Annotated in this window: 16 protein-coding genes; 3 read left to right on the top strand and 13 right to left on the bottom strand. The window is 49.3% G+C overall.

Going from position 1 to position 21828, the window contains the following annotated elements:
- The first annotated feature begins 17 nt into the window (after nucleotides 1-17).
- A complete protein-coding gene (locus tag L0Y31_RS14045) occupies nucleotides 18-230 on the top strand; it encodes a DUF3098 domain-containing protein (RefSeq protein ID WP_234733706.1) in 213 nt (70 codons plus the stop codon).
- A 3-nt stretch (nucleotides 231-233) separates the two neighbouring features.
- Nucleotides 234-1100: an undecaprenyl-diphosphate phosphatase gene (locus L0Y31_RS14040; protein WP_234733705.1), complete on the top strand. Its 867-nt coding sequence runs from the start codon at nucleotides 234-236 to the stop codon at nucleotides 1098-1100.
- 62 nt (nucleotides 1101-1162) lie between these two features.
- Here L0Y31_RS14040 and L0Y31_RS14035 read toward each other — a convergent pair whose 3' ends face one another.
- Nucleotides 1163-2002, bottom strand: coding sequence for an SDR family oxidoreductase (locus L0Y31_RS14035; RefSeq protein ID WP_234733704.1), 840 nt, complete (start codon nucleotides 2000-2002; stop codon nucleotides 1163-1165).
- 141 nt (nucleotides 2003-2143) lie between these two features.
- Here L0Y31_RS14035 and L0Y31_RS14030 point away from each other — a divergent pair, with 141 nt between their 5' ends.
- Nucleotides 2144-3622, top strand: a complete 1479-nt coding sequence (locus L0Y31_RS14030; protein WP_234733703.1) for a Gfo/Idh/MocA family protein — start codon at nucleotides 2144-2146, stop codon at nucleotides 3620-3622.
- Between the two features lie 53 nt (nucleotides 3623-3675).
- Here the strand turns inward: L0Y31_RS14030 and L0Y31_RS14025 are convergent, their stop codons facing one another.
- The 12 genes from L0Y31_RS14025 to L0Y31_RS13970 form a co-directional block, all read right to left on the bottom strand.
- A complete protein-coding gene (locus L0Y31_RS14025) occupies nucleotides 3676-4521 on the bottom strand; it encodes an aldo/keto reductase (RefSeq protein ID WP_234733702.1) in 846 nt (281 codons plus the stop codon).
- A 78-nt stretch (nucleotides 4522-4599) separates the two neighbouring features.
- Entirely contained in the window at nucleotides 4600-7062 is a 2463-nt protein-coding gene (locus tag L0Y31_RS14020; protein ID WP_234733701.1) for an outer membrane beta-barrel protein, read from the bottom strand.
- A 14-nt stretch (nucleotides 7063-7076) separates the two neighbouring features.
- Nucleotides 7077-7949 (bottom strand): hypothetical protein, encoded by an 873-nt coding sequence (locus L0Y31_RS14015; RefSeq protein ID WP_234733700.1) that lies wholly within the window; start codon nucleotides 7947-7949, stop codon nucleotides 7077-7079.
- A 228-nt stretch (nucleotides 7950-8177) separates the two neighbouring features.
- Nucleotides 8178-8573 (bottom strand): Dabb family protein, encoded by a 396-nt coding sequence (locus tag L0Y31_RS14010; RefSeq protein WP_234733699.1) that lies wholly within the window; start codon nucleotides 8571-8573, stop codon nucleotides 8178-8180.
- Between the two features lie 170 nt (nucleotides 8574-8743).
- A complete protein-coding gene (locus L0Y31_RS14005) occupies nucleotides 8744-11128 on the bottom strand; it encodes a TonB-dependent receptor (protein WP_234733698.1) in 2385 nt (794 codons plus the stop codon).
- An 89-nt stretch (nucleotides 11129-11217) separates the two neighbouring features.
- Nucleotides 11218-12600, bottom strand: a complete 1383-nt coding sequence (locus L0Y31_RS14000) for a serine hydrolase (protein WP_234733697.1) — start codon at nucleotides 12598-12600, stop codon at nucleotides 11218-11220.
- Nucleotides 12601-12673: 73 nt separating this feature from the next.
- The gene (locus L0Y31_RS13995; RefSeq protein ID WP_234733696.1) at nucleotides 12674-13414 is read right to left on the bottom strand and encodes a pseudouridine synthase; all 741 of its coding nucleotides are present in this window, start codon (nucleotides 13412-13414) and stop codon (nucleotides 12674-12676) included.
- Nucleotides 13414-14556, bottom strand: a complete 1143-nt coding sequence (locus L0Y31_RS13990; RefSeq protein ID WP_234733695.1) for a glycoside hydrolase family 5 protein — start codon at nucleotides 14554-14556, stop codon at nucleotides 13414-13416. The genes L0Y31_RS13995 and L0Y31_RS13990 overlap by 1 nt, the downstream gene beginning before the upstream one ends.
- A gap of 79 nt (nucleotides 14557-14635) precedes the next feature.
- Nucleotides 14636-14944 carry a hypothetical protein gene (locus L0Y31_RS13985; protein ID WP_234733694.1) on the bottom strand — a complete coding sequence of 103 codons (309 nt, stop codon included), beginning with the start codon at nucleotides 14942-14944 and terminating at the stop codon, nucleotides 14636-14638.
- Nucleotides 14945-15419: 475 nt separating this feature from the next.
- A complete protein-coding gene (locus tag L0Y31_RS13980) occupies nucleotides 15420-18002 on the bottom strand; it encodes a DUF5686 and carboxypeptidase-like regulatory domain-containing protein (RefSeq protein ID WP_234733693.1) in 2583 nt (860 codons plus the stop codon).
- Nucleotides 18003-18437: 435 nt separating this feature from the next.
- Nucleotides 18438-19343 (bottom strand): glycoside hydrolase family 43 protein, encoded by a 906-nt coding sequence (locus tag L0Y31_RS13975; RefSeq protein ID WP_234737175.1) that lies wholly within the window; start codon nucleotides 19341-19343, stop codon nucleotides 18438-18440.
- Between the two features lie 171 nt (nucleotides 19344-19514).
- The gene (locus tag L0Y31_RS13970; RefSeq protein ID WP_234733692.1) at nucleotides 19515-21791 is read right to left on the bottom strand and encodes a mechanosensitive ion channel family protein; all 2277 of its coding nucleotides are present in this window, start codon (nucleotides 21789-21791) and stop codon (nucleotides 19515-19517) included.
- Nucleotides 21792-21828 lie beyond the last annotated feature (37 nt).

Below are 21828 nucleotides of genomic sequence, written 5' to 3'. Positions count from 1 at the left end.
TTGTTAATTATAAAAGAATGAATAAACTTCCTTTTGGTAAATCCAACTACACGCTGATGATTATCGGGGTAGTCGTTATTCTGCTGGGCTTTTTCATCATGAGCCTGGACAGCGAAGAATTTGGTTTCGGTACACTGGGTCTAACCGTCGGTCCGCTGGTGGTGATGAGTGGTTTTATTCTTGAATTCTTTGCCATTCTGCGCAATCCCAGCCAGAACACTCCTTCTTAATTAATGAGTCTTTTTCACGCGATTATGTTAGCCATCATCGAAGGGCTAACCGAATTTTTGCCGGTTTCTTCGACTGGCCACATGATTATTTACTCATCGCTGGCGGGCATTAGCAGCAACGAATTTACGAAGCTGTTTACGGTCAACATCCAGTTTGGCTGTATTCTTTCCGTGCTGGTTTTATACCACCGTCGCTTTCTGGTGGAGGCCCGCAAAGCCGAGAATACCATTCCCTTCTGGTATCCGGTTCTGCCCGCTTCGTTGCAACGGCTGACGAAAGCCCGCATGGGCTTGCTCGATTTTTACGTTAAAATCCTGATTGCGTTTCTTCCCGCCGCCGTCATTGGCTTTCTGCTGAATGACCTGATCGATGCGATGCTGGAAAACATCGTGGTGGTGGCCATCTCGCTGCTTCTCGGTGGAATTATTCTGGTTTACATCGACCGGCTCATCAAGACGCTCCCCCGCGACTACGATGTTACGGCCCCGGAAGCGCTAAAAATTGGTTTTTTTCAGTGTATTGCGATGATTCCGGGCGTTTCGCGTTCGGCAGCAACCATCATTGGTGGGATGTTTCAGGGCCTTTCGCGGACCCAAGCAGCGGAGTTCTCGTTCTTTCTGGCCGTTCCGACGATGGCTGCCGCAACGGGGTACAAGCTCCTGAAATCGTACAAACTGCTTCAACCGGACGATATTCAGATTTTACTGATTGGAAATGCCGTCGCATTTGTTGTGGGTCTTCTGGCCATTCGTGGCTTTGTCAACTTTCTGACAAAATACGGTTTCAAGGTGTTTGGCTATTATCGAATTGCGCTCGGCTTGCTTCTATTGGGCCTGATGGCGTCGGGGGTCAAGCTGGATATTTTGTAGTAAAAGTGGGCTTTACGCATTATTTGGGCACGCTCACAACGCCTGGATAATGCGTATTTTCGTTAAAGTCCTACTTCTTTTTCGCTCCACTCCCACAACCTACGGGCTAAGCCATCGTCCTGCGCTTTTTTCGAGGGGGTAGCAATTTTCATTTTGTAAAAGTATCGACCGCTGAACTGGCCTACTTCCGGGCTACTGGCCAGATAAACAGCGGTTTTAGCGCCTTCGGCGGGTGTTAGAAAGAAAGGCTTCAACAGAGAATAAACCCATTTGCCAAACCCCGTTTCCCGGCTAATTCCCAAATTGGTCGTTACGGCTCCGGGATGCACGCTGTTAACGGTTACCCGACTACCTGCTACCCGTTTAGCCAGCTCCCGCGTGAACAAAATATTGGCCAGCTTGGATTGTGCATAGCCTTTAACGACGTTGAACGAGTGGGAAAGATGCGGATCCTCAAAGTGAATTTTTCCAACCTTGTGGGCATCCGACGAGACATTCACGATTCGGCCCTGGCTCCCCTTTTGCAACGCCTCCAGCAGCAGATTGGTCAGCAGAAAATGCCCCAGATGATTCACGCCCAACATCATTTCGAAGCCATCAGCGGTAGTTTGCCGCTTCAAATTGACAACGCCCGCATTGTTAATCAGCACATCCACAACGGGATAGCGCGCATTGATTTTTTCGGCAACCGCCCGAATGCTGGCCAATGACGCTAAATCGCACTGCATCAATGCTATCCGATCCGAGCCGCTTTGCGTTCTGGCCGTTCGCAGCGCCTCCTGCCCCCGTTCTTCGTTTCGGCACAACATCACAACCTCAGCCCCTTTCCGGGCCAATTCCACGGAGGTTGCCATGCCCATTCCTGAGTTGGCGCCGGTCACCAGAACAATTTTGTTTTGCATAGGACGTAATCGATCAATAACTCCATTCTCGTTTACCAAACAAGCCGGGAAAAGCCATTTGTGTTTTTAATCGCGAAATTTTAGCGTAAAATCTTATCTTGAGTTGCTTTTATAGACTGCATACCTAATCCCATTAACTTTATGTCTTCTTCCCGCCGCACATTTATTAAAACGCTGTCGTCGGCAGCCGCCTTGGTGACAGGCCAGAGCATGGCTAAACCTTTTGTTCCCCAGCCTTTTTCCATTATTCGTGATCTAAAAAAAATTAGTCCAAACGACAAAATTCGGATTGCTACCATTGGCATGGGTATCCAGGGAAACTACGATACGCAGGCCGCCCTCCGCAATCCGGATGTTGAACTGGTGGCGGTCGCTGATTTATACGCCGGGCGACTTGAGCGGGCTAAAATAGCTTTTAATAATCCGGGACTATTCGTCACCCGCGATTTTCGCGAGATTCTGGCCCGCCCAGACGTTGACGCCGTGCTGGTTGTCACGCCCGACCACTGGCACGATCACATCACCATTGCGGCCCTAAAAGCCGGTAAGCACGTTTACTGCGAAAAGCCAATGGTGCAGCACCTGAACGAAGGAAAAGCGGTGATTGATGCCTGGAAAAAGTCGGGTAAAACCATGCAGGTGGGTAGCCAGCGGATCAGTAGCGCAGCCTTTCAGGAGGCCAAGCGACTGGTACAGGCCGGTGATATTGGGCAGATTAATTATATCGAGTCCAACAGTGATCGATTCAACGCCATTGGTGCCTGGAACTACTCCGTCCCACCCGATGCTACCCCCCAAACCGTTGATTGGGACCGTTTCCTGGGCGATGCACCCAAGCGGCCTTTCGATCCCATCCGTTTTTTCCGCTGGCGGAACTTCAAGGATTATGGCACGGGCGTAGCTGGTGACTTGTTTGTTCACCTGATTACGGGCGTTCACTTCGTCACTAACACGCTGGGACCCACCCGAATTTATTCGTCAGGCAACCTGGCCTATTGGAAAGAGCACCGCGATGTTCCGGATATCATGACCAGCATCATGGATTACCCAAAAACCGACCAGCACGAAGCGTTCCAGATGGTGCTGCGGGTGAACTTTGCCAATGCAGGAAAAATCAGCAATGTCACCCGGATTATCGGGAATGAAGGAACCGTGGAGTTTTCGGAGAATAACCTGATCCTGACCAAGAAAAAATTACCGATTGCGCCTGGTTACGGCAATTACGACAGCTTCTTTACCTTTACAGAGCCCGTACAGCAGGAGTTTGTCCGGCAATATGACGCTAAATATCCGCCTGAAACCCGCACGGCAGAACCCGTCAAAGAAGTGCGCTTTGAAGCTCCGAAGGACGATGATGCGCACGCCAAACACTTCGGCGACTTCTTCACCAACGTCCGAAATGGCAGCCAGGGAACCATTGAAGATCCGGTGTTTGGCTTCCGCGCCGCTGCGCCGGTACTCGCCTGCAACGAAAGTTATTTCGAAAACAAGGTGGTGCATTGGGACCCGGTTACAATGACCCAAAAAGGTCCGGCAACAACCGCCCCGGCGAAAAAGAAGACGCCGACGAAAAAGCCAACGACCACTAAAAAACCAATCGCCGCAGTTTCCAAAAAATAACCCGTTTGACTTTAGCGAAAAAGGCGACCTGAGCCGCCTTTTTCGCTATTGCCTTATTTCGACAGTTCCTCAAACTCTTCTTCGGTTAGCTCAATTTCGGAAGCTTTCAGATTTTCTTCCAAATGTCCTATCGAACTGGTTCCGGGAATTAATAAGATATTCTCGGAGCGTTTTAGTAACCAGGCCAGCGCGATCTGCGCCGTTGTCGCTTCGTACTTTTCGGCAATGTGGCTAATTTTTTCCTTCAGCTTGTCGGGGCCCGAAGCCAGCGGATACCAGGGAATAAACGCCATTTCCCGCTGGGCCGTGTAGTCCACGAGTTCCTCCCATTGCCGATTCCCCAGGTTATACAGGTTCTGCACGGACACAATCGGCACTATTTTTTCGGCTTCTTCGATCTGCTCAATGCTCACCTCGGATAATCCCACGTACCGGATTTTACCCGCCTCGACCGCCGCAACAACCGGCTCCAGTGTTTTTTCAATCGGCGTATTCGGATCGAAGCGGTGGAGTTGCCACAGGTCGATGGTGTCTACTTTCAAGCGTTGCAGACTTCCTTCGATGTTCTGGCGGATAAATTCAGCATCCCCCTTAGGCACCCATTTGTTAGGTCCTGGCCGGTCAAAGCCGCCTTTGGTCGCAATAACCACCCCTTCGGCATACGGATAGAGCGCATCCGCAATCAGCGATTCGTTGAACTGTGGGCCGTACGCTTCGGCCGTATCGATAAAATTAACGCCAGCAGCCACGGCAGCTTGTAGCACTTTCTTCGCATTTTCGCGGTCATTTACTTCGCCAAATACGCCAGAGCCCGTTAATTGCATAGCTCCGTAACCCATCCGGCGGATGGAAAGCTGACCTCCTAACTTAAAGGTCGATGTGTGTTGAATGGCAGTCATTGTGATAAGATTGAACGATTCCTCTTAATAACCCTAGTTTCCCGGGCTTGTTGACTAATCGACCTAAATACTTACGCGCTACTGACCCATTCGGCGTTGCTCGTCGTCGGAAACTGTCCGGCGGTTGCTGTTGTTGGTCTTCAGCTCCCGGTTTCCAAAATTATACGTAAAAGTCAGGCGGGCGATGCGGGTTTCCCCGTACGTCGCGTAGCGAAAGTCCATGTTCTGGAACCGCAGCGTTCCCCAAAAGCGTTGGGTCTGCAATAAATCGCTCCAGTTGAAACGCAGGACGGCTCGCTTTTTCCAAAGATTTTTCTGTAGCCCAATGCTCAACTGCCCAAAAGCCCGGATTCGGTTCTGGCTGAAAACATAAGGCGAATTATACGAAGCCACCGCTTCGGCAGTTAGGCCATAGGGTAACACAAACGAATGCGTACTCGATAGCGTTGTTGATAGCTGGCCTAGTTCGAAAGCCGTGCCGCCTATTTCAGCCTGGTAGCGGTTATGGAAAATACTAGCCGCCTGGCGGGAACTCCACCAACGATTGAACCGGAAAGGTGCGCTCAGATTTAAGCTCATGTTGGTTAGCTGCGCAAGATTCGCATACGTAATTTGGGTTACGCCCGTTGCATCATCCTGCACATTGATGTCAGCAATAACGTCTCTGGTGCGGTTATACCCAAAACTGATCGTCGTTTCTTCCTTGTAGCTGTACCCTACCTGAAAAGCATCGGTGTACTGCGGCTTGAGGTACGGATTTCCCTGCTGGTAGGCATACGGATTGATAACCCGAATAAAGGGATTCAGCGCATTATAGATGGGTCGATCAATGCGCTGGCTAAACGAGTACTGGAATTTATGCTTCTCCCCCAGAGTTCGCGTCAGAAAAATACTTGGAAAGACATTCAGGTAGGAACGCTCTACCCTGGTGTTGGCCGTCACTGAATAGGCCTCGGTTTGCGTCATTTCCGCCCGAACGCCTAGCTGCAACGTCCACGGTCCCCACATACGGCGCCCCGTTAAGTAAGCGGCGTGGATATTTTCCTGATACGCAAACTGGTTGCTTCGGCTGCTATCCACCCGCCAGGGAATGGCTTGCTCTGATCCGGCACGGCCAGTATTTACCCGCAAATCATTACTCAGGGAAACAAAACTGCTTTTCCAGCCGACCTCAAACGTCGTTCGTTTATCAAATGGGTAGATGTAATCGGCCTTGGCCGCCCGAATAATTGACTTGGCGGTACTGTTGAGTTGTTGAAAATAACGCAGCTCCGCTTCTCTTCCCTGAGCATCAAAATAACGCGTCATGAATTGATCATTGGGTATAAATGACGCATCCGAATAATCCATGTCAACGAGCAATTCCTGCCCTTCGCCACCCCGGCGGGTTGAATCAAACTGGTGCCGGAATGTCAGGTTTGCCGCCAGCCGATCCGTGGTTCGGTGGTTGTCGTTGGTGGTTGGCTCCGAAGCCGTTAGTTGATTGGCCGCGTAAATTTTCGTTTCCGTACCGCCCTGTGATTTGCCTCGCCCATACAGGCCATTGAGCAACACGCCTACCGTGCTTCGTTTCCCGAGTGTATAATCAGCTCCAAACCGAACGTTGTGGCTCTGGTTCTGCGCCGGGCGGTAGCTATCCTGCCGGATCAACGTGGGTGGAACGGCCTGGTCCAAACGGCGGTCGATGTTGGCCACCAGCCAGTAGTCGCGCTGGTCGAGGGTGTAATTACCGAACAAACTCCACCGCCCTGGGCGGGCATTCAAAGTCAATCCGGCGTTGTATTTCGGAAAACGACCGTAGCCCAGTCCGGCGGTCACGTTGCCGTTGAGCGGCTGGGGTGATTTGTTGCGTTTGAGCCTAATATTGATAATCCCCGCCGTTCCCGCCGCATCGTACCGCAATGAAGGATTGCTGATGAGCTCAATTGTTTCGACGTTATTACTGGGAGTATTGCGTAACAAATCCAGCACTTCCGTTGGACTCAGGTAGGTAGGTTTCCCGTCCAGCATTACCAGCACGTTTTCCCGTCCTTTCAGGCTAATCCGCTCCGCCTGCGCATCCACGACCACGCCAGGGGCTTTTTCCAGAATTTCCAGGGCCGATCCGCCACTCGCCACAAGGCTATTTTCGACGTTTAGAACGGTTTTATCCAGCTGCTGCTCAATAAAAGGTTTTTGTCCTTTTACCGTGACGTGGGCTAATTGCTGCGATTCGTCCTTAGCTATCAGTGGTGGCAGCGTATGCGATTCCGTAGCGTTTGTTTCGATTGCGAAAATCGCCGAATAGGCTTTTTGATAACCGATTGACGAAACCGCTACCCGGTACGAACCCGGCGCAACTGCTTCAAAATGATAACGTCCCTGTGCATCACTTACCGCTCCTTTTACCAGACTTGAATCTACCGCCTTAAGTAGCAAAATAGTCGCCAGTTCCAGCGGTTTTCCCTGCTGGTCCTGTACCAGGCCGGTCACCGCGTTGGTAGTCTGGGCCAGCAAGTGCGATGAAACGGCCAGCAACAGTACGATCCATAAAAGTTTCATGCCTTATTTGTTGGTTACGAACTGAGTTTGACCGACAAAACTTCGTGCGCCAGTTGCCAGCTTCCGGCCCGTTTTCGCCAGATGCGCAGGTAACCCTGTCTGTTTTGTTTGAACATGGCGTAACCATATGTATACCCAAAATCCCCCGAAGGCGCCGTAATGGCCTGAATCGGCTGGTACTCTACCTGATGGGCTGCGGCTTCGACCAGCTTTCTGGCAGCGGCTCCTTCATAGACAACCGACCCTTCGCGCAACAAACGGACGGAATCACTGGCCGGTAAGACCCGGGCATAGGCATCCCGCAGGTTTTGGGTGCGGGCGATCTGCGCAAACATCATTTCAGTCTGCATCAACTCTTTATTTATCACCGATGTATCCAGCGCAGCGAGAGACTTAACAGCGAATTGCGTGGGTGACTTCAGCTCAGAAATTAGCCCGGTGGGTTTGGCGTGGGTGCATCCAAAGTCAATCAGGGCTTTCCATTCGCCGCTGGGTGTTTTGTGCCAAACGCTGGTATATTGGCCGTAGGCAACCGGTGCTTCGTCCGACGATTTGGCCCGAAATTCAAAGGGACCGGTGGTATAGCCCAGCGTTCCCGATGCAGCGATTTCCGCGTAATTTGGACGCCAGGTTAGCTTCCCCGATGAAGCTGGCTGCTTTTGGTAGGTAGCTTTTCCGGGCAGAAACTGATTCTGGAAGACAACCGAATTTTCATCCAGATTCGCGACAAAGGCCTCGCGTAGACCCAAATCAAGGGCGGATTGGGCGAAGTTTCGTTCGGCGGCGACCAGTTTTTCGTAATCGGCCTGGACGGTGCGGGGTTTGTCTTTTAACGGCGTAGGCCCTGCCAGCAGGGAAGTAAACCAAAGTGTGAGTAGGAAATGCATCGCAGTTAATGAAGGGAAGTGATCCCGACAAAATACCGCCTTATCCCTTTCTCTTCCACCTCATACTATCTCAACTGACTGATTGAATGGTTAAACTGCCAGGAGTAGCGTCTGAAATGTACCTAAAATTGAGTTGTTTATCCCGTTAAAGCAAAAAAGTCTGAGTAAGCCTTCCATGGACAAGGCTTACTCAGACTGACTTTTTATTTCCGACGCAAAGGCAGGAGCCTACCGCTTCGGCCCCACCGAATCATAAACGGCCACCTTCTCCCAAAGTGACGAATAATCCTTTACGAATTTAAGGTGGATCGGGTGTTTCTGGTATACTTCTTCCTCTTCCAGGCTATCGAAAAAACACAGCCAGGAAATGGAGTAATCCCGCACAATCACGTCCCGGTTAGTCGTAGCGGGCGTTCCAATATGGACAAATTTGATCGTTGGTACTTTGGCCAGTTTGTTTAATCCTTCTAGTAATTTTGCCTTGTCGTCGGCGCTATTGGGATTTTTCAGGTAAAAATAAACGTGGTGGACAAACAGGGTTTTCGCTGCGCTAACGGGAAGGCTAGCGCCTAGTCCGGCCACAACGCTACTTTTCACAAATGCTCTGCGTGATTGTTCTTTCATTGAATGGCTTGAGTTTAACGGAAGATTCAACGGCAAATTTGGCTAATAATCGCGTAAGTTAACGCACTTCTTTGGCAAAACCACCCCAGTATTGTTCGCTTTGCACGCAGAAACGCCCGGACAAATTGGTATTTGCCCGGGCGCAACTTATTTATTAAGCCCCTCTTGGTTTAAAATTCCCAGCGATAAGCCAGAATTGGCAATAAGCCCAGCTGGTTTTTACGGACGACTTTGCCCTGCACGGCATCAAAATAAAAATAAGCGGCATTTTTGGCACTCGTCAGGTTTTGCAGATCCAGCGAGAGCGTCCGGCTGTAACGCGCTTTGCTTTTTTTCCAGTAAATCCGCAGGTCGGTCCGGAAATAGTCCGGCAGTTTTACGTTGTAATCTTGGCTGCTATAGACGGTATAGCCTTGCTGTACCGACAGTGCCGCATCAATAGGCCGATCCCGGAAGCCGCCGAGGTAGGAGATCCGGCCATTGACGCCCCAAATCCGGCTATTTGACCCGTCCGAGCTTTTACGCTGCCATTCTTTTCCACCGGTCAGGTTGGTTGTAAACCGCCCATCGAAGCGCGTACTGTACCACGTTTTGGTCGTCATCCGGTAGTATTGTGAACTATAGACAGACCCGGAAGCGAGTAGGTAATAGCTCTTCGACAAATATTTCTGATACGTTAATTCAACGCCCCGATTGCGGGCACTGCCTGTATTCGTCAGATTACCAATCATGTAATCGGTATTTATCTGGTTCAGTACCGCGTAGTTTTCCTGATTCGAACCGAGACTCAATACGGGCACGTCAAACAACTGTTGCCAGTATGCTTCGGCTTTGAAATAAGAGGCATCGCTCAACTGCCGTGTGTAGTTCAACACCCAGTGATGTGCTTTGGTAAAACCTACGTGATCACTGATTAATTTGTCCGTACCATTGGCCGGGAAACTCAGGTAAACAGCAGGTTGCTGCGTCTGGCTATGGAGTCCGTACGCCAGCGAGAACGTCTGCCCCGGACGCGCCTCCCACTGTACGGAAGCCCGTGGCTCCAGCGAGCGACTCGCCGAATTCAGCGTAAAATGATTGTAGTGCAAACCCGCGTTGATCGTCAACCGATCGACGGGCTGCCATTGATAATCCACGTATGGCTCAATTAGCCAGCCATTGATGTGATTTTCGTCTAGAACCTCATCAAAGCTCTGGTCTTTAACGGCTGCATTATCACCGCCCAAATAAAGCTGTGCACCGTACCAGCGAGTCAGGTAAACGCCCGCCTGCAAGCGATGCCGGTTTGAAAGCCGATACGAAAAGGAATTTAAGAGTGAGCTGCGGGAATTGGCGTTGTAATCAAATTGATAAGCGGGCAATCCAGTACTGGTCCTTGCCAAAATCTGGTCGCGGTCGTTCCGGTTGGCCGAAATGACCAACGCTGTTTTCCAGAGGCCACGCTGGCCCAACGGCTGCGTAAAGGTAAAGCCCCCCACTCCCATCCGCGACTTGTAATAAATGGAATACCGGTCTTTGTCTTCGACCTGCTCCGAATCGGCTTTTGCCGTGAAATCATTGCGGCTCGTACCCCCTACGCCAAACACCGTGAACCGGCCACCTTTACGGGTCGGAAAAACCAGATTGAATGATAAATCCTGAAACCGGATGTCTTCGCCGCCGAACGACACGCCCATCGCGCCGAGCAAGCCAGTGAACGAATACCGGTAATTGACGATATACGATGAACCCTTTGCTTTAGAAATAGGCCCTTCAGCGGCTACATCCAGCCCGATCAGACCCGCCTGCGCCGTAAATTCGTGTTTTTCGTTGTTGCCACGCCGCAATCCCATATCCATAACTCCGCCGATAGTGTTGCCGTATTCAGGCGAAAAAGCGCCGGTCATAAATCGGGTCGTACCCAGCAACTGCGCACTCAGAATGTTCACGCCGCCGCCCGAAGCCGTTGGCCGGTCGCCAATCGTTCCGGCATTGCTGAGGTGATTGGGGTTCACGATTTCCACGCCTTCCAGCCGCCAGATCAGGCTATTGGGTGAATTTCCCCGCACCGAAATGTTATTTGCCTGGTCGTTGGTGTTCACCACGCCCGCGTAGGCCGTTGCCAGCCGAGCCGGATCGAGGTACGTGGCCGGAAAACGGAGTACCTGCTCCGCCGTGATGTGCTCCGCGCTGATGGTTCGGTCGGTTCGGGCACCGCTGACGGTGGCTTCACCGAGTTGGGTAGCTCCGGGTTGCAAGCGTATTTCCAGCACCTGCTCCTTACCAGACTCCACCAAGACTTCGTTGATAACGGTTGACTCATACCCAATAAACGACACGCTCACTTGATGCCGTCCAAGGGGAACATTGGTTAGGCGAAAGCGTCCCTGCTCGTCGGTGATGACGCCCGACACTGTGCCCCCCCGCAGGGAAACCGAAGCGCCCGAAAGCGGCTGCCATTGCTGGGCATCATAGACCACCCCGCGAATGGTTTGCGTGGGGGTTTGAGCAAGACTATTAAAATAAAAAAGAGATAAAATGAAGGAAAGGAATGCTACAGTAAAGAATGGTCTCATTGCTTGATCGAAAGTGCAAAGATAGCAACAAAGACCCAGACCAACTTTTGCCCGTTGGACAATAATCGCATCCTTTTCTTGAATATGCGTTAAAGCCGTTTGGCAACATGGTCGCCATTTTGATGCACCACCAGTTGCGACACCTTCCCACCAGCGTCTTTGTCAAACGTAAGCTGTACATCAATAACTTTCAGGAAGAAATTCGTTTCGTTTTCGGCAAACATTTCAAACTTGGGCTGGCCCGTAACCTGTAAAAAAAGCTTACTTGCCTCAAGCGTCACTGCTATTGTCCGTTCTGCGTCCAGGCGATACGTGCCTACATATTGCCGCAGCACGCTTTCGTCAACGGCTACTGCTTTACGTTCAACTGGTAGTTGATACGGCATGTTATACATGATTTTCAAAAGATCGGTTGCGATGGGTTCTAGGGAAGTGAGATCCGACGTATCGTCTACATTGCAAAGTAGAATAATGACCACATCATCTTCGGGGACCTGTATGTAAAAAGTGGCAAAACCCGGAATATTTCCGTTCTGAAAAATCAGCTTTTTCCCTTCGTTAAAATAACTAACGCCCCATCCGTAGCCCCAGGCTCCCTGGTTTGGTGGTGTCAGCGCCGAGTCCCAGGTTTCTGGTTTCAGCATTGTCCGGTTTTGCACCACGCGCGACCAGCGGTATAAATCGTCTACTGTGCTGTACATGCCACCCGCCGCGTAGGCAACCGTCGAATCGACAGCTGGCGTTTCTACTAGTACCGAATCTTTCCAGAAAATATAGCCCGTGGTTTTTCCGCTATTTTTCAGATTGATCAGATCAAAGCCGGTCTTCGTCAGCCGCAATGGTTTCAGAAATCGCTCCCGCACGACCGTTTCAAAGGGTTTACCGGTTACTTTCTCAACAATTAAACCCAATAGAAAATAACCGGAATTGGTATAGTTGACCGCCGTTCCCGGCTCCGCCCTCAGCGGCTTGTCCTTAAATTGGGCTAACACCCACGCTTTCGAAACCGGCCTGGTTACCTTAGCGCTATCCGGACCGTATAAAATTGACTTGAAATCATAGATCCCGGAGGTATGATAAAATAACTGCTCCAGCGTAATCTTGTCTCCGTTGGGATAATCGGGAAAGAACTTGTGCAGCTTGTCTTTCAGCGACAGCTTGTTTTCTTCCTGCAATTTTAGAATAACGGCACCCGTAAACGTTTTGGTAATCGAGCCTAGTTGATAGATGCTGTTGGTATCGTTGGGGATTTTTTTACTGACATTTCGCCAGCCATACCCTTTCTTCAGTAGTATCGTTCCTTTCCGCGCGGCTAGCACTGTGCCGTTGAAGCGCTGTAACTTGGCGCATTTTGTTAGGTATTCCTCTACTTTTTCGGCGGTTGTTTTCGAACTAGTCTTTTGCTGCGCCCAAACCTGAACGGGCGCAGCAAGGGTAGCTAACAGGAGCAGGAAACTTATAACGGTTTGCATGGTTTTTGTTTTTAACCTAAACCAAGCGTTTATGGCCTCTATAAGCTACTCAAATCCGGATTTGAGCGCTCTTTCAAGCTAATTTGGCCATTTTGTCCTCGAAAAGCATTTCCAGCATCCGCTCAAATTCTAGCTGTAAAGGTGCCGTAATGGTTATCTTTTCCGCCGTACGGGGGTGCTGAAACTGAATCTGAGTGGCATGTAGCAGCATCGTATCCATCCCAAAACGGCCTTTAAAAAGTCGGTTCTGCTTATTACACCCGTGCGGACGATCCCCAATAATCGGATGAAAAATATGCGCCATGTGCTTCCGAAGCTGGTGCATGCGCCCGGTTGTCGGGGTAAGTTCAACGAGCGAATACCGCGATGTTTCGTGCTTGCCGAGCGGCAAGGGTACTTCCGTACGCCGCAGCGTTTTCAAGACCGTAAAAGCGTCCTGCACCACCCCATCGTCGCGCCGGAGCGGGTAATCGATTTCCTGGTAATCGTCTGTATAGCCCCGCACAATGGCCAGGTACGTTTTCTGCACGCCCCCGTCCATGAACAGGGTTTGCATGGTCGCGTTCATCGCTTCGTCCAGCGCAAAAAGAAGTACACCGCCCGTTTTTCGATCCAGACGATGCACCGGATAAACCCGCTGGCCCAACTGATCGCGCAGGAGCTGCACCGCAAATTCGCTGGCATCACTCGCAATGGGCGACCGGTGTACCAGCAAACCGTGCGGCTTATTGATAGCCACTAAGTCCGGTGACTGATACACCAGACTTAGTGGCAAATAATCCTGTTTTTCTTCAGACACGGGCCGTTCTTCCATCAATACTTTTGCAATAAGGTTAGTAGCTTTCGGTCCAGTTTATGCCCGTGCCAATCTTCATAGGCAACGTCGGCCCGCTTGGAATCTAGAATTCCGAAATCGCCGATAAACTCCCAGAGGGCAAATCCGATTCCGTTGCTCGACAGAATATCCAAAACATCGCCAAACCAGGCCAGAAAAACATCGTGTGGGGTTTTGTTCCAGCACCCGCACTCGCCACAGTGCACGCCAACGCCTTTATTGACTAGCTCAATCCACGGCTGGTAGAACGTTTCGAGCATGGCACGACTCAGGTATTTATCGCCAACTTGTCCCGGCCATTTGGGAATGGGTAGATTCTCGGGGTCTTTGTTGGCCCAAGGTGCTTTGTAATGCGAAATGATTCCGGGATGGTATCCCCGGCAACTCTGCGCAATGTCCAGATCGGTCAGCGAGGGCACGACTGAGGAACCGCCATCGTTGCCATCAGCAATCACCAGATGCTTCGGATTTTCCCGCCGGATGGCTTCCGCCGCTGCTTTCGCCACTTTGCGGTAGACATCGCCCGGCACCGAACTATGTTTGGAATGCTGGTCGTTCATGTCGGCCCGCATGCTGGGTTCATTCAGCAGATCAAAGCTGATTTTGTCGGACGAAACGTTTTTGTACCGTTTTGCCCACATCGCCCAGTGAAAGTTAAAGGCATCCTGCGCCGCCTGGTCCATCCAAAGGTTATACGGTTCGTGAAAGCCCGCGTTGATGCAGTATCCCGGCGCGCGGTGCAGGTTCAAACTAACGTGCAAGCCAGCTTTGTGGGCCATGTGTACCAGCTTATCGATTCGCTCCACGCCCCGTTCGTCAATTTGGTAGATTTCTTCGGGGGTAATGTTCCGGCTGCGATCAAATTTGACGTAGACTGGATACGCCATTGGTATACGCACAAAATCAAAACCCCAGTCCCGTATCCATTTCAGCTCTTCTTCCTGCGTGGCTCGTCGGCCTGCCGAGGGGTTGGGTACAAAGAAATCAAGCAGATTAAAGCCTTTCCATTTAGGCAGTTTATTTTTCGCTTTCGGTTCGGCACCGGCCAATACCGCTGGGCCAGAAGCACCAACGGCTGCCGCCAGTAAGCCTGTATTTTTGACAAATGTTCTCCGTTGCATTTAGGTAGGGTTTACGATCGGCAAACCTACTCAAATTGCAGCAAATCCACTTACTTATTGCCTCCTTTAGCGAACCCCTTTATTGCCGAATGGCTTTAATCGTGTGATTCTGGATCAAGGTAGGCTCACTATCGAGATACGTTTCTTTCAGGATTAACGTCAGCTCATCGCCGGCCAACGTCGCATTGCCTTCGACCTGAATGCTGGGATCAAATCCGGTATTTTGCATTGGGAGCGTCAGGCGGTTTTCCTGCGTTGTGGCCGACCAGGGATCTTCCATCGGTGCCGATTCTTCGCTGCTGAGCAGTAACAAAACTTCACCGCTTTTCGCGCCCGCCCGGATGGTAACCTTACTTTTAGACGTTGCTGTCGTTGTTTGAGTACCCAAAACAAATTTAGTTGTAATAGTACCTACGTATGTTCCAGGCCAGTTAGTTGGCTTTGGGTTAGTTTGAGGATTATTGCAACCAATCAGCAGAACTAGCAAAAAGTAAGCAACCAGGCCATGACTTACTGAGAGTAAGTTGCCACCTAAAAAGTGGTTGCAAAACAGGGAAGAGTTTCTTTGATGCATAGTAGCTTAATGTTCATTGTTATTGCTTTGACAAGCAATATGTTACGGTTTTTTAATTTTATAATAAGGAGGCTAGTGTTGATTCGTCGAAAACATAGTATCCCAAAACCAACGTTTCTGCCTGACACGATTGCTGTTTTTTGTTGAGCTTATAAACGCAAAAATAATATTCACATACATAAATATTCATATTACATTACTTAAATAAGAAAAAATATAGGGTTGAAAACTGCTTAGGTAAGCAGTTTTCAACCCTATATCAACAAAATCACGTTAGGATGGCGCGAAATTACAGGCTAAGCTGAAACGAAACCTTTACGGCAAAGGGCGTTACCCCCGGGCTCTGGCGGTACGTGAGTCGGTGCAGGGCTTCGACCCGAACCAGGCGGAAAATATTCTCGATCCCATAACCTACCTCAACATAAGGCTCTTTTTTGAGCGAGTTTATGGATTGCAGCGGCAAACCTTCCTTGCTCTGAGTGGCAATCAAGCCGCGATTGGCTTCACTTAATGTCCCCCAAAGAACCTTACCGGTTACAAAATTTCGCCAGCCCCAGCGCCGGATCATCGGCAGTCGATTGGTCAGCAAACCTTCAAATTTGTGTTCGAGTGCCAGCGAAACGTAACGATCACTTACGAACTCGGCGTAATTCATCAGGTTATAGGCGTTCCGGTTGTGGAACGGAGTCTGGTTGCCGAGGTGTACCTGAAGCAGTGGATAAGGTATCGTTGACGGTGTATATCTCGCTTGAAGCGTATACTGCGTGCGCCCCAGTAACCCCCAACGTAGCGCATGGTCCAGTTTTAGCTGAAACTTGTGGTAATCTCCAATTACCTGACCCTGAAAAGAACTGCTCGTTCCGTAGGTATAGCGCATCGTAATAACCGGGGCGGATTCGGTGGCCCGGCGTTGCAGGCGGCGCGCTGGTACCCGCCGGGATGGTAAGCGCCCTGGAGCATAACGCGCTTCCAGAAACGCCTCGGTTCCCCAGAATTCGTTGATCAGCAAGGGTTGGGAATCCTGAGCAGCGGGTAACTGAATGGCAAAAGGAAAAGCCGGGTTAAAGCGGTGGTAGCGAAGCCCTACGGTATGGGTAAAATTCGGACCGAAATCGCGTTGCACCGTCAGCAACGATTCGTGTTGGTAATAGGCTTGTGGGTAAGGCCCGAAGCGGTTGGCGAACCGAAGAAAGGGATTCTCGGCCAGATCTTCCATCCGAACGCCGAGTTGTTCCAGATCATACGTATTTTTTAGCGTGACGATGGTCAATGGTTTTCGGGATGGGATATAGACAATTTCACTCGATGCTTTCCAGATCCGATCCCGGGTTCCGTAGGCCCCGTAGGCAGATAGTTGCCAGTTTCGGCTAAACTGATTACTGGTTTTTAAACCCACTTGCAGCCGGTGGCCTTCTACCGGATTATACGCCCAGAGCGAAAACACCGACCCTGCTTCGATTCCCCGGCCCAGCGGAATGTTGCCCCCGTTGAGCACAAATTGAGCCGCCCGCGAATACGCCTTGATCAACGGCAAATCACGTACCGCATTCAAGGTGGCCCGCGTTGCATCGCTGGCTTCCGACTGTGGAACGGCCTGGCGCTGGGCCTGCCAATAGTCCGCCGAACTTTCCGCCCGATCTTCCGCCATTTCAACTTCCGTATCGAAGAAATCAAGATCCTTTACCGCCCCAACCTGCGGCTCGCGCACGGATGTCATGTAATCAACCGTCGCACCAAACGTGTTTTTCACCACTTCGTCAACGCTAATTGTCAGACGCGTAACTTCTGGTAACCAGGCACCCGGGGCATCATCGACCGTTTCGTAGGTCTGTTCAATATCGACACCCCGAATAAAGTTGATGTTTGCTTCCGCTCCGACGTGCGCATCGATCTGCACCAAGGCGTAACTTAGGGTATCTATCCACATTTTGCCCTGCATCACCAGGTCGCGCTTGTTTTTAGGGTCGAAATCGATTTCGTAGCAAACATGCTGACCAATCTGGGCCGTATCGGCGAGAAAATATTTATAGGCGGCCCGGCCTCCTTCGGCCAGTGGGGAAATGAACTCTTTCTTAAACAGACTAACCTGCTTCCCGTAGAAATTAAGCGTGTTGAATCCGGCTCCGGTAAACATGGCAATAAAACTATCGTCGGTCAGACCGGCACTGGTGATGTTGGTTTTCAGAATCTGTTCTTTCTGGCGTTGTGGTTGATGGCGGGCGTATACCTGCGACACCGTTTCGGACAGAAAAATAGGAACCGTTGTGGCTTCCTTGCCCGCCTGTTTTTCCTGCAACGCTTTCATAATGGCCTGAACCGGTTTACGTTTCCGAAACTTTTCGGACATTTCGCTGATGCTGATGGCTAGTTGGCTATAAGCCTGGTATTCATAACCAGCCAGTTGCTGAAAGTCATTCTGGGAGCGGTGGGCAATTACTTTTCGCAGGATGCCGTAAGCCGGATTTTCGCCTGCCCGCACAACTACTTCCTGCAATTGAGCGGCAACCGGGGTTAATTTGATCGGGATAATTTGCGTAATCTGTTGCGGATTAACTGGCACCGTGATTGTCTGAAAACCCATCGCCGACACCAGCAGCGAGTCGGCAGCCTGGCGCAAAATGAGTTGGTAGTTTCCTTCAGCATCAGCCTGCGTTCCGATAGGTTTTCCTTTTACGGCGACGGAAGCGAACGGCACCGCCTGCCCTGTTCCCGCCTCAGTAATCTGCCCTGAGATCGTCTGCGTTGGGGCCTGACCGAAAAGCACATTGGCATTTAACAGCAGTATCAAACTATAAAACGGCGTTAAACGGCTCTTTTTAAATGGATTGTGGCAAGAAACTACATTCTTTACGTACTGGGTAATCGCGTTCATGATGTTGTTTACTGTGTTCTTTGTAGTAAAGACCGATTAAAGGCCCTTTCCCCCTACTGGAAAAATGATTGGTTGATTAAACGGCAATCGTTTATCTCCCTGAGCTGCCAAAGGTAGAATGAGAGACTCTGTAAGTCAGCTTCTTGTATTCTGAACTGCGATTATCAATACCTGAGTTGTTATAAAATTTAGCAGAAGTCCTTGTTTACCTTGACCGATAGTCCGACGCGGAAAAGGATATTTCCAGCGTTAAAAGGTCATAAAAAATCGGGTTTTCGCCCGCTGACGTACGCCAGTGGACAAAAACCCGAGTTCATTTTTCACTTAGTAGATCTTATTAATTCGCGCCCCGGTGTTGGACCAGATAACTTGTTCGACGCCTACGCTCAAGCCAAGTACTTAAGTTGCCAGAGAAAGAGCGTAGACGGCCAATTTTTACCGCAATCGATTGCGTTTGACGCCTTCTACCGTAATCTGAACGGGTTTGATGAAGCCTTTTTCGTCAAAATTAAGCTGATCAATACAGGTTTCGCGGTGATTGCCGTCGGTTTCCGTTAATGGGCGACGGTGATAAACAATATACCACTGGTCTTTGCCCGGTACCTGAATTACTGAATGATGCCCCGCACCCGTCGCCACTTTAGGGTCTTGCTGTAAGATTTTTCCAACGCGCTCAAATGGACCAAACGGTGAATCGGCCATGGCGTAAGCCACGGAATAATTTGGCCCAGTCCATCCGCCTTCCGACCACATGAAGTAATATTTACCGTTCCGAATGAACATAAAAGGCCCTTCAACGTAGTTTTTTGGGGTAATTTCCTTAAAAGTCGTCCCATCGTCGAAAGGCACAAACCCCGTAAAATCGTCTTTCAGCTTCGCAATGTTGCAATGCCGCCAGCCGCCATAAATCATGTAGTACTGACCGTCTTTGTCTTTAAAAACAAACTGGTCGATGGGCTGGGCCCCGTTGTGAAACCGGTCAATCAGTGGTTTTCCCAAGTGATCCCGGAATGGACCAGCGGGATTGTCGGCTACGGCCACGCCAATCCCGCCCAATTCTTTGTCACTTTGAATGTCATTTGCACCAAAGAACAGGTAATATTTTCCGCCTTTCTCAATGATGGCTGGTGCCCACATCGCTCGCTTCGCCCATTTGATGGACGTTGTATCAATAATGCGGCTGTGTTTTGTCCAGTTGACCAGATCAGACGAAGAAAAGGCATCCATAAAAACCTGCTGATTATACGGCGCCGAAAAGGTTGGATAAATCCAGTATTTTTTTCCAAAAATGATTCCTTCCGGGTCGGCATACCAACCGGGAAAAACCGGATTTCCGGACATGTCTTTCTTTTTGGCTGCTTTTGTGGACGCGCCAGTTCCCTGCGAAAAAGCTTGAAAGGCACTACTAATCAGGATAAATAAGAGAATTGTTTTTTTCATGGATATATCCGCCTGGGTCAGTGAAGCGGTAAAAATACACGTTTTTTGCAAGGCTCTTACTAAATTGCTTGACTAAGCCATTTTGATGCCTTTCTCTTTAAATTTGCGGTAAATATTCAGCAGGATTTCGCTGCGGAAGTTATCTTCTTTGTTCACCGCGTTGGTCCATACCTGGACTTTCAATTCCAAGGTTTCATTGGTAATCGTTGAGACAAATATTTCGGGCTGCATTCGCTTAATCGCATTCGGATGCTTCGAGATTTCCTGTTTAATGAGTGTTTTTAGGGTCTGCAAATCCTGTTCGGCGTCTGTCTTCAAGGTCAGTTCAATGCGTTTCGCCTTGTGGTTGATTGTCCAGTTAATCACCTGCCCCGACAGCAGGTCGCCATTGGGAATAATCACTTCAGAGCCTTCGGTCGTCAGCAAGCGGCTCGAACGGATACCGATATTCTTGACCCTTCCTTTTTTATTGGTAATTTCGATGTAATCGCCAATTTGAAACGGTTTATCAAAAATTAGAATAATCCCCGAAACCAGATTATTGACAATATTCTGAAGACCTAACCCGATCCCAACCCCTAGCGCACCGACAATTACGGTAACCTTATCCAGCCCGATTCCTGAGGCGACAATGGCTAGCAGAAAGCCCCCGATCAGCATAAAAAGCCGAATAATTACCAAGCGCGAATCTGTCTTTCCAATCGTGCCGCCAAGGTCGTCGTCCGTCTCGCCAAAGAAGTAACCGATGTATTTTCGTAAAACACCGGACAAGTACAACACAATAAAGAAAAGCACAATATTTCCCCAGGTAAATGTGGTACTACCTACCTTCCGCTCAGCCGTTAAAACACGCTCGATTAAAGCATAAACATCGTTGTAAATGTACAGGTTATTCGTAAATATAATTACCCAGGCTACTATGGCAATAAAGCTCAGAGCATGATGCAAGCCAACTTCAAGGCGGGTGTAATTAAAGCGGGATGCAACACCTTTTGATAATTTACCGCTGGCTACTTGTAAACGAAAAGCTTCATTTACAATTTGAACCAATATAAATAAGCCGACGGCTTGCGTTAAACCGAAGATAGATGCTGTACTAAATATTTTTGCCAGACTAATGCGACCAATAATATTACAGATAACCGCTAGAATATTTAATAATATGTATATAAAAGAAACCTGTTTTATAAATCCGGTCAGAGATAGAGCTTGCCGTATTCGAGTTACAAAAAGATAACCAAATAGTATCGAAATAGCATTTAAGCATAGTAGCCAAAGTCTGAAAAATAGTCCCGGATCAATGATCGATGACCTAGTAATAACAACCAAAATGTAAAGTGTAACAATGGCTAACCAATAATAAAATAGTTGCCGAGGCCAGCGCCTGAAAAATAACAGCGTAAGTATGACTAATAAAATAAATTGCGTTAATTCTACATATACGGCAGGTGGACGTAAGTCGAAGAAAGGCGCAAAATTAAAGACGATAACTAAGGTCGCTAAAAAAGGGACAGGTTCAATATATTGTAATTTTAAATCCTTGAGGGTAACAATGGCACTCTCCCCCTGATTTTTAATAAAGGCCCGATTTCTGGCAATCCAGACAAAGAAAAGCACACCGACAACCAGCATATAAAACCAGTTGGCAGCGCTTCGGTTTAGGTAATATAAAAGCATATCCCGTTGCCCTTCGTACGATTTAGCAACCAGGTGGTCCAAGTTATTATCCGTACCAATATCTTTTGGAATCGCCCATATAAAGTCAGTTTCTTTACCAGCAATCCGTGCATTAAATTCCCGAATGCGTTCATTGACTACATTAGTTTGTTCAGCTACTTCGAAATAGCTATCTGAAACAGAAGCCTGCAGTTTATTTATTCGCGTTAAATTCTTATTGGTTGATTCGCTAGCGTCAAGCCACTGCTTCCTTAAATCATTCAGAGAGTTAAAATACAAAGCCCTGTAGGCGCTATCGGTAGGTAAAACAAGCACTGAATCGCGCGCAATAGAAATTAGGGCACCATTCATTTCAGACAGTTCTTTTTCATAACCCGATAGCTGTTCCCGCCAAGTTTTAAGCTGCCTTTGAATATCGCCCAATAGCACCTGAAACATGAGTAAATTTTTCATGTCATGCACCTTATTGTAAAGCGACAAATTCGTTCGTATACTACTAACATACGATTGCACTTCAGGAAGCCGCTCATCAATTTGCCACGTACTAAAACTACGCTTTGTGCGGTTCGTAATGTCATTCAATGCTGTATGTCCTTTTTCAAGACGCGCAATAATACTATCGACTGGAATTTCTGGTCTGGAGACAATAGGCAAGCTATCAACCTCGGTCATGACGGTTGTTTCCTGTGCCCATACCAGCGAAGAATAA

The sequence above is a fragment of the Tellurirhabdus bombi genome (assembly GCF_021484805.1).
Taxonomy (GTDB): Bacteria; Bacteroidota; Bacteroidia; order Cytophagales; family Spirosomataceae; genus Tellurirhabdus; species Tellurirhabdus bombi.
The sequence above is the reverse complement of the archived record's forward strand: the minus strand, read 5'-3'. Positions and strand labels throughout refer to the sequence as shown.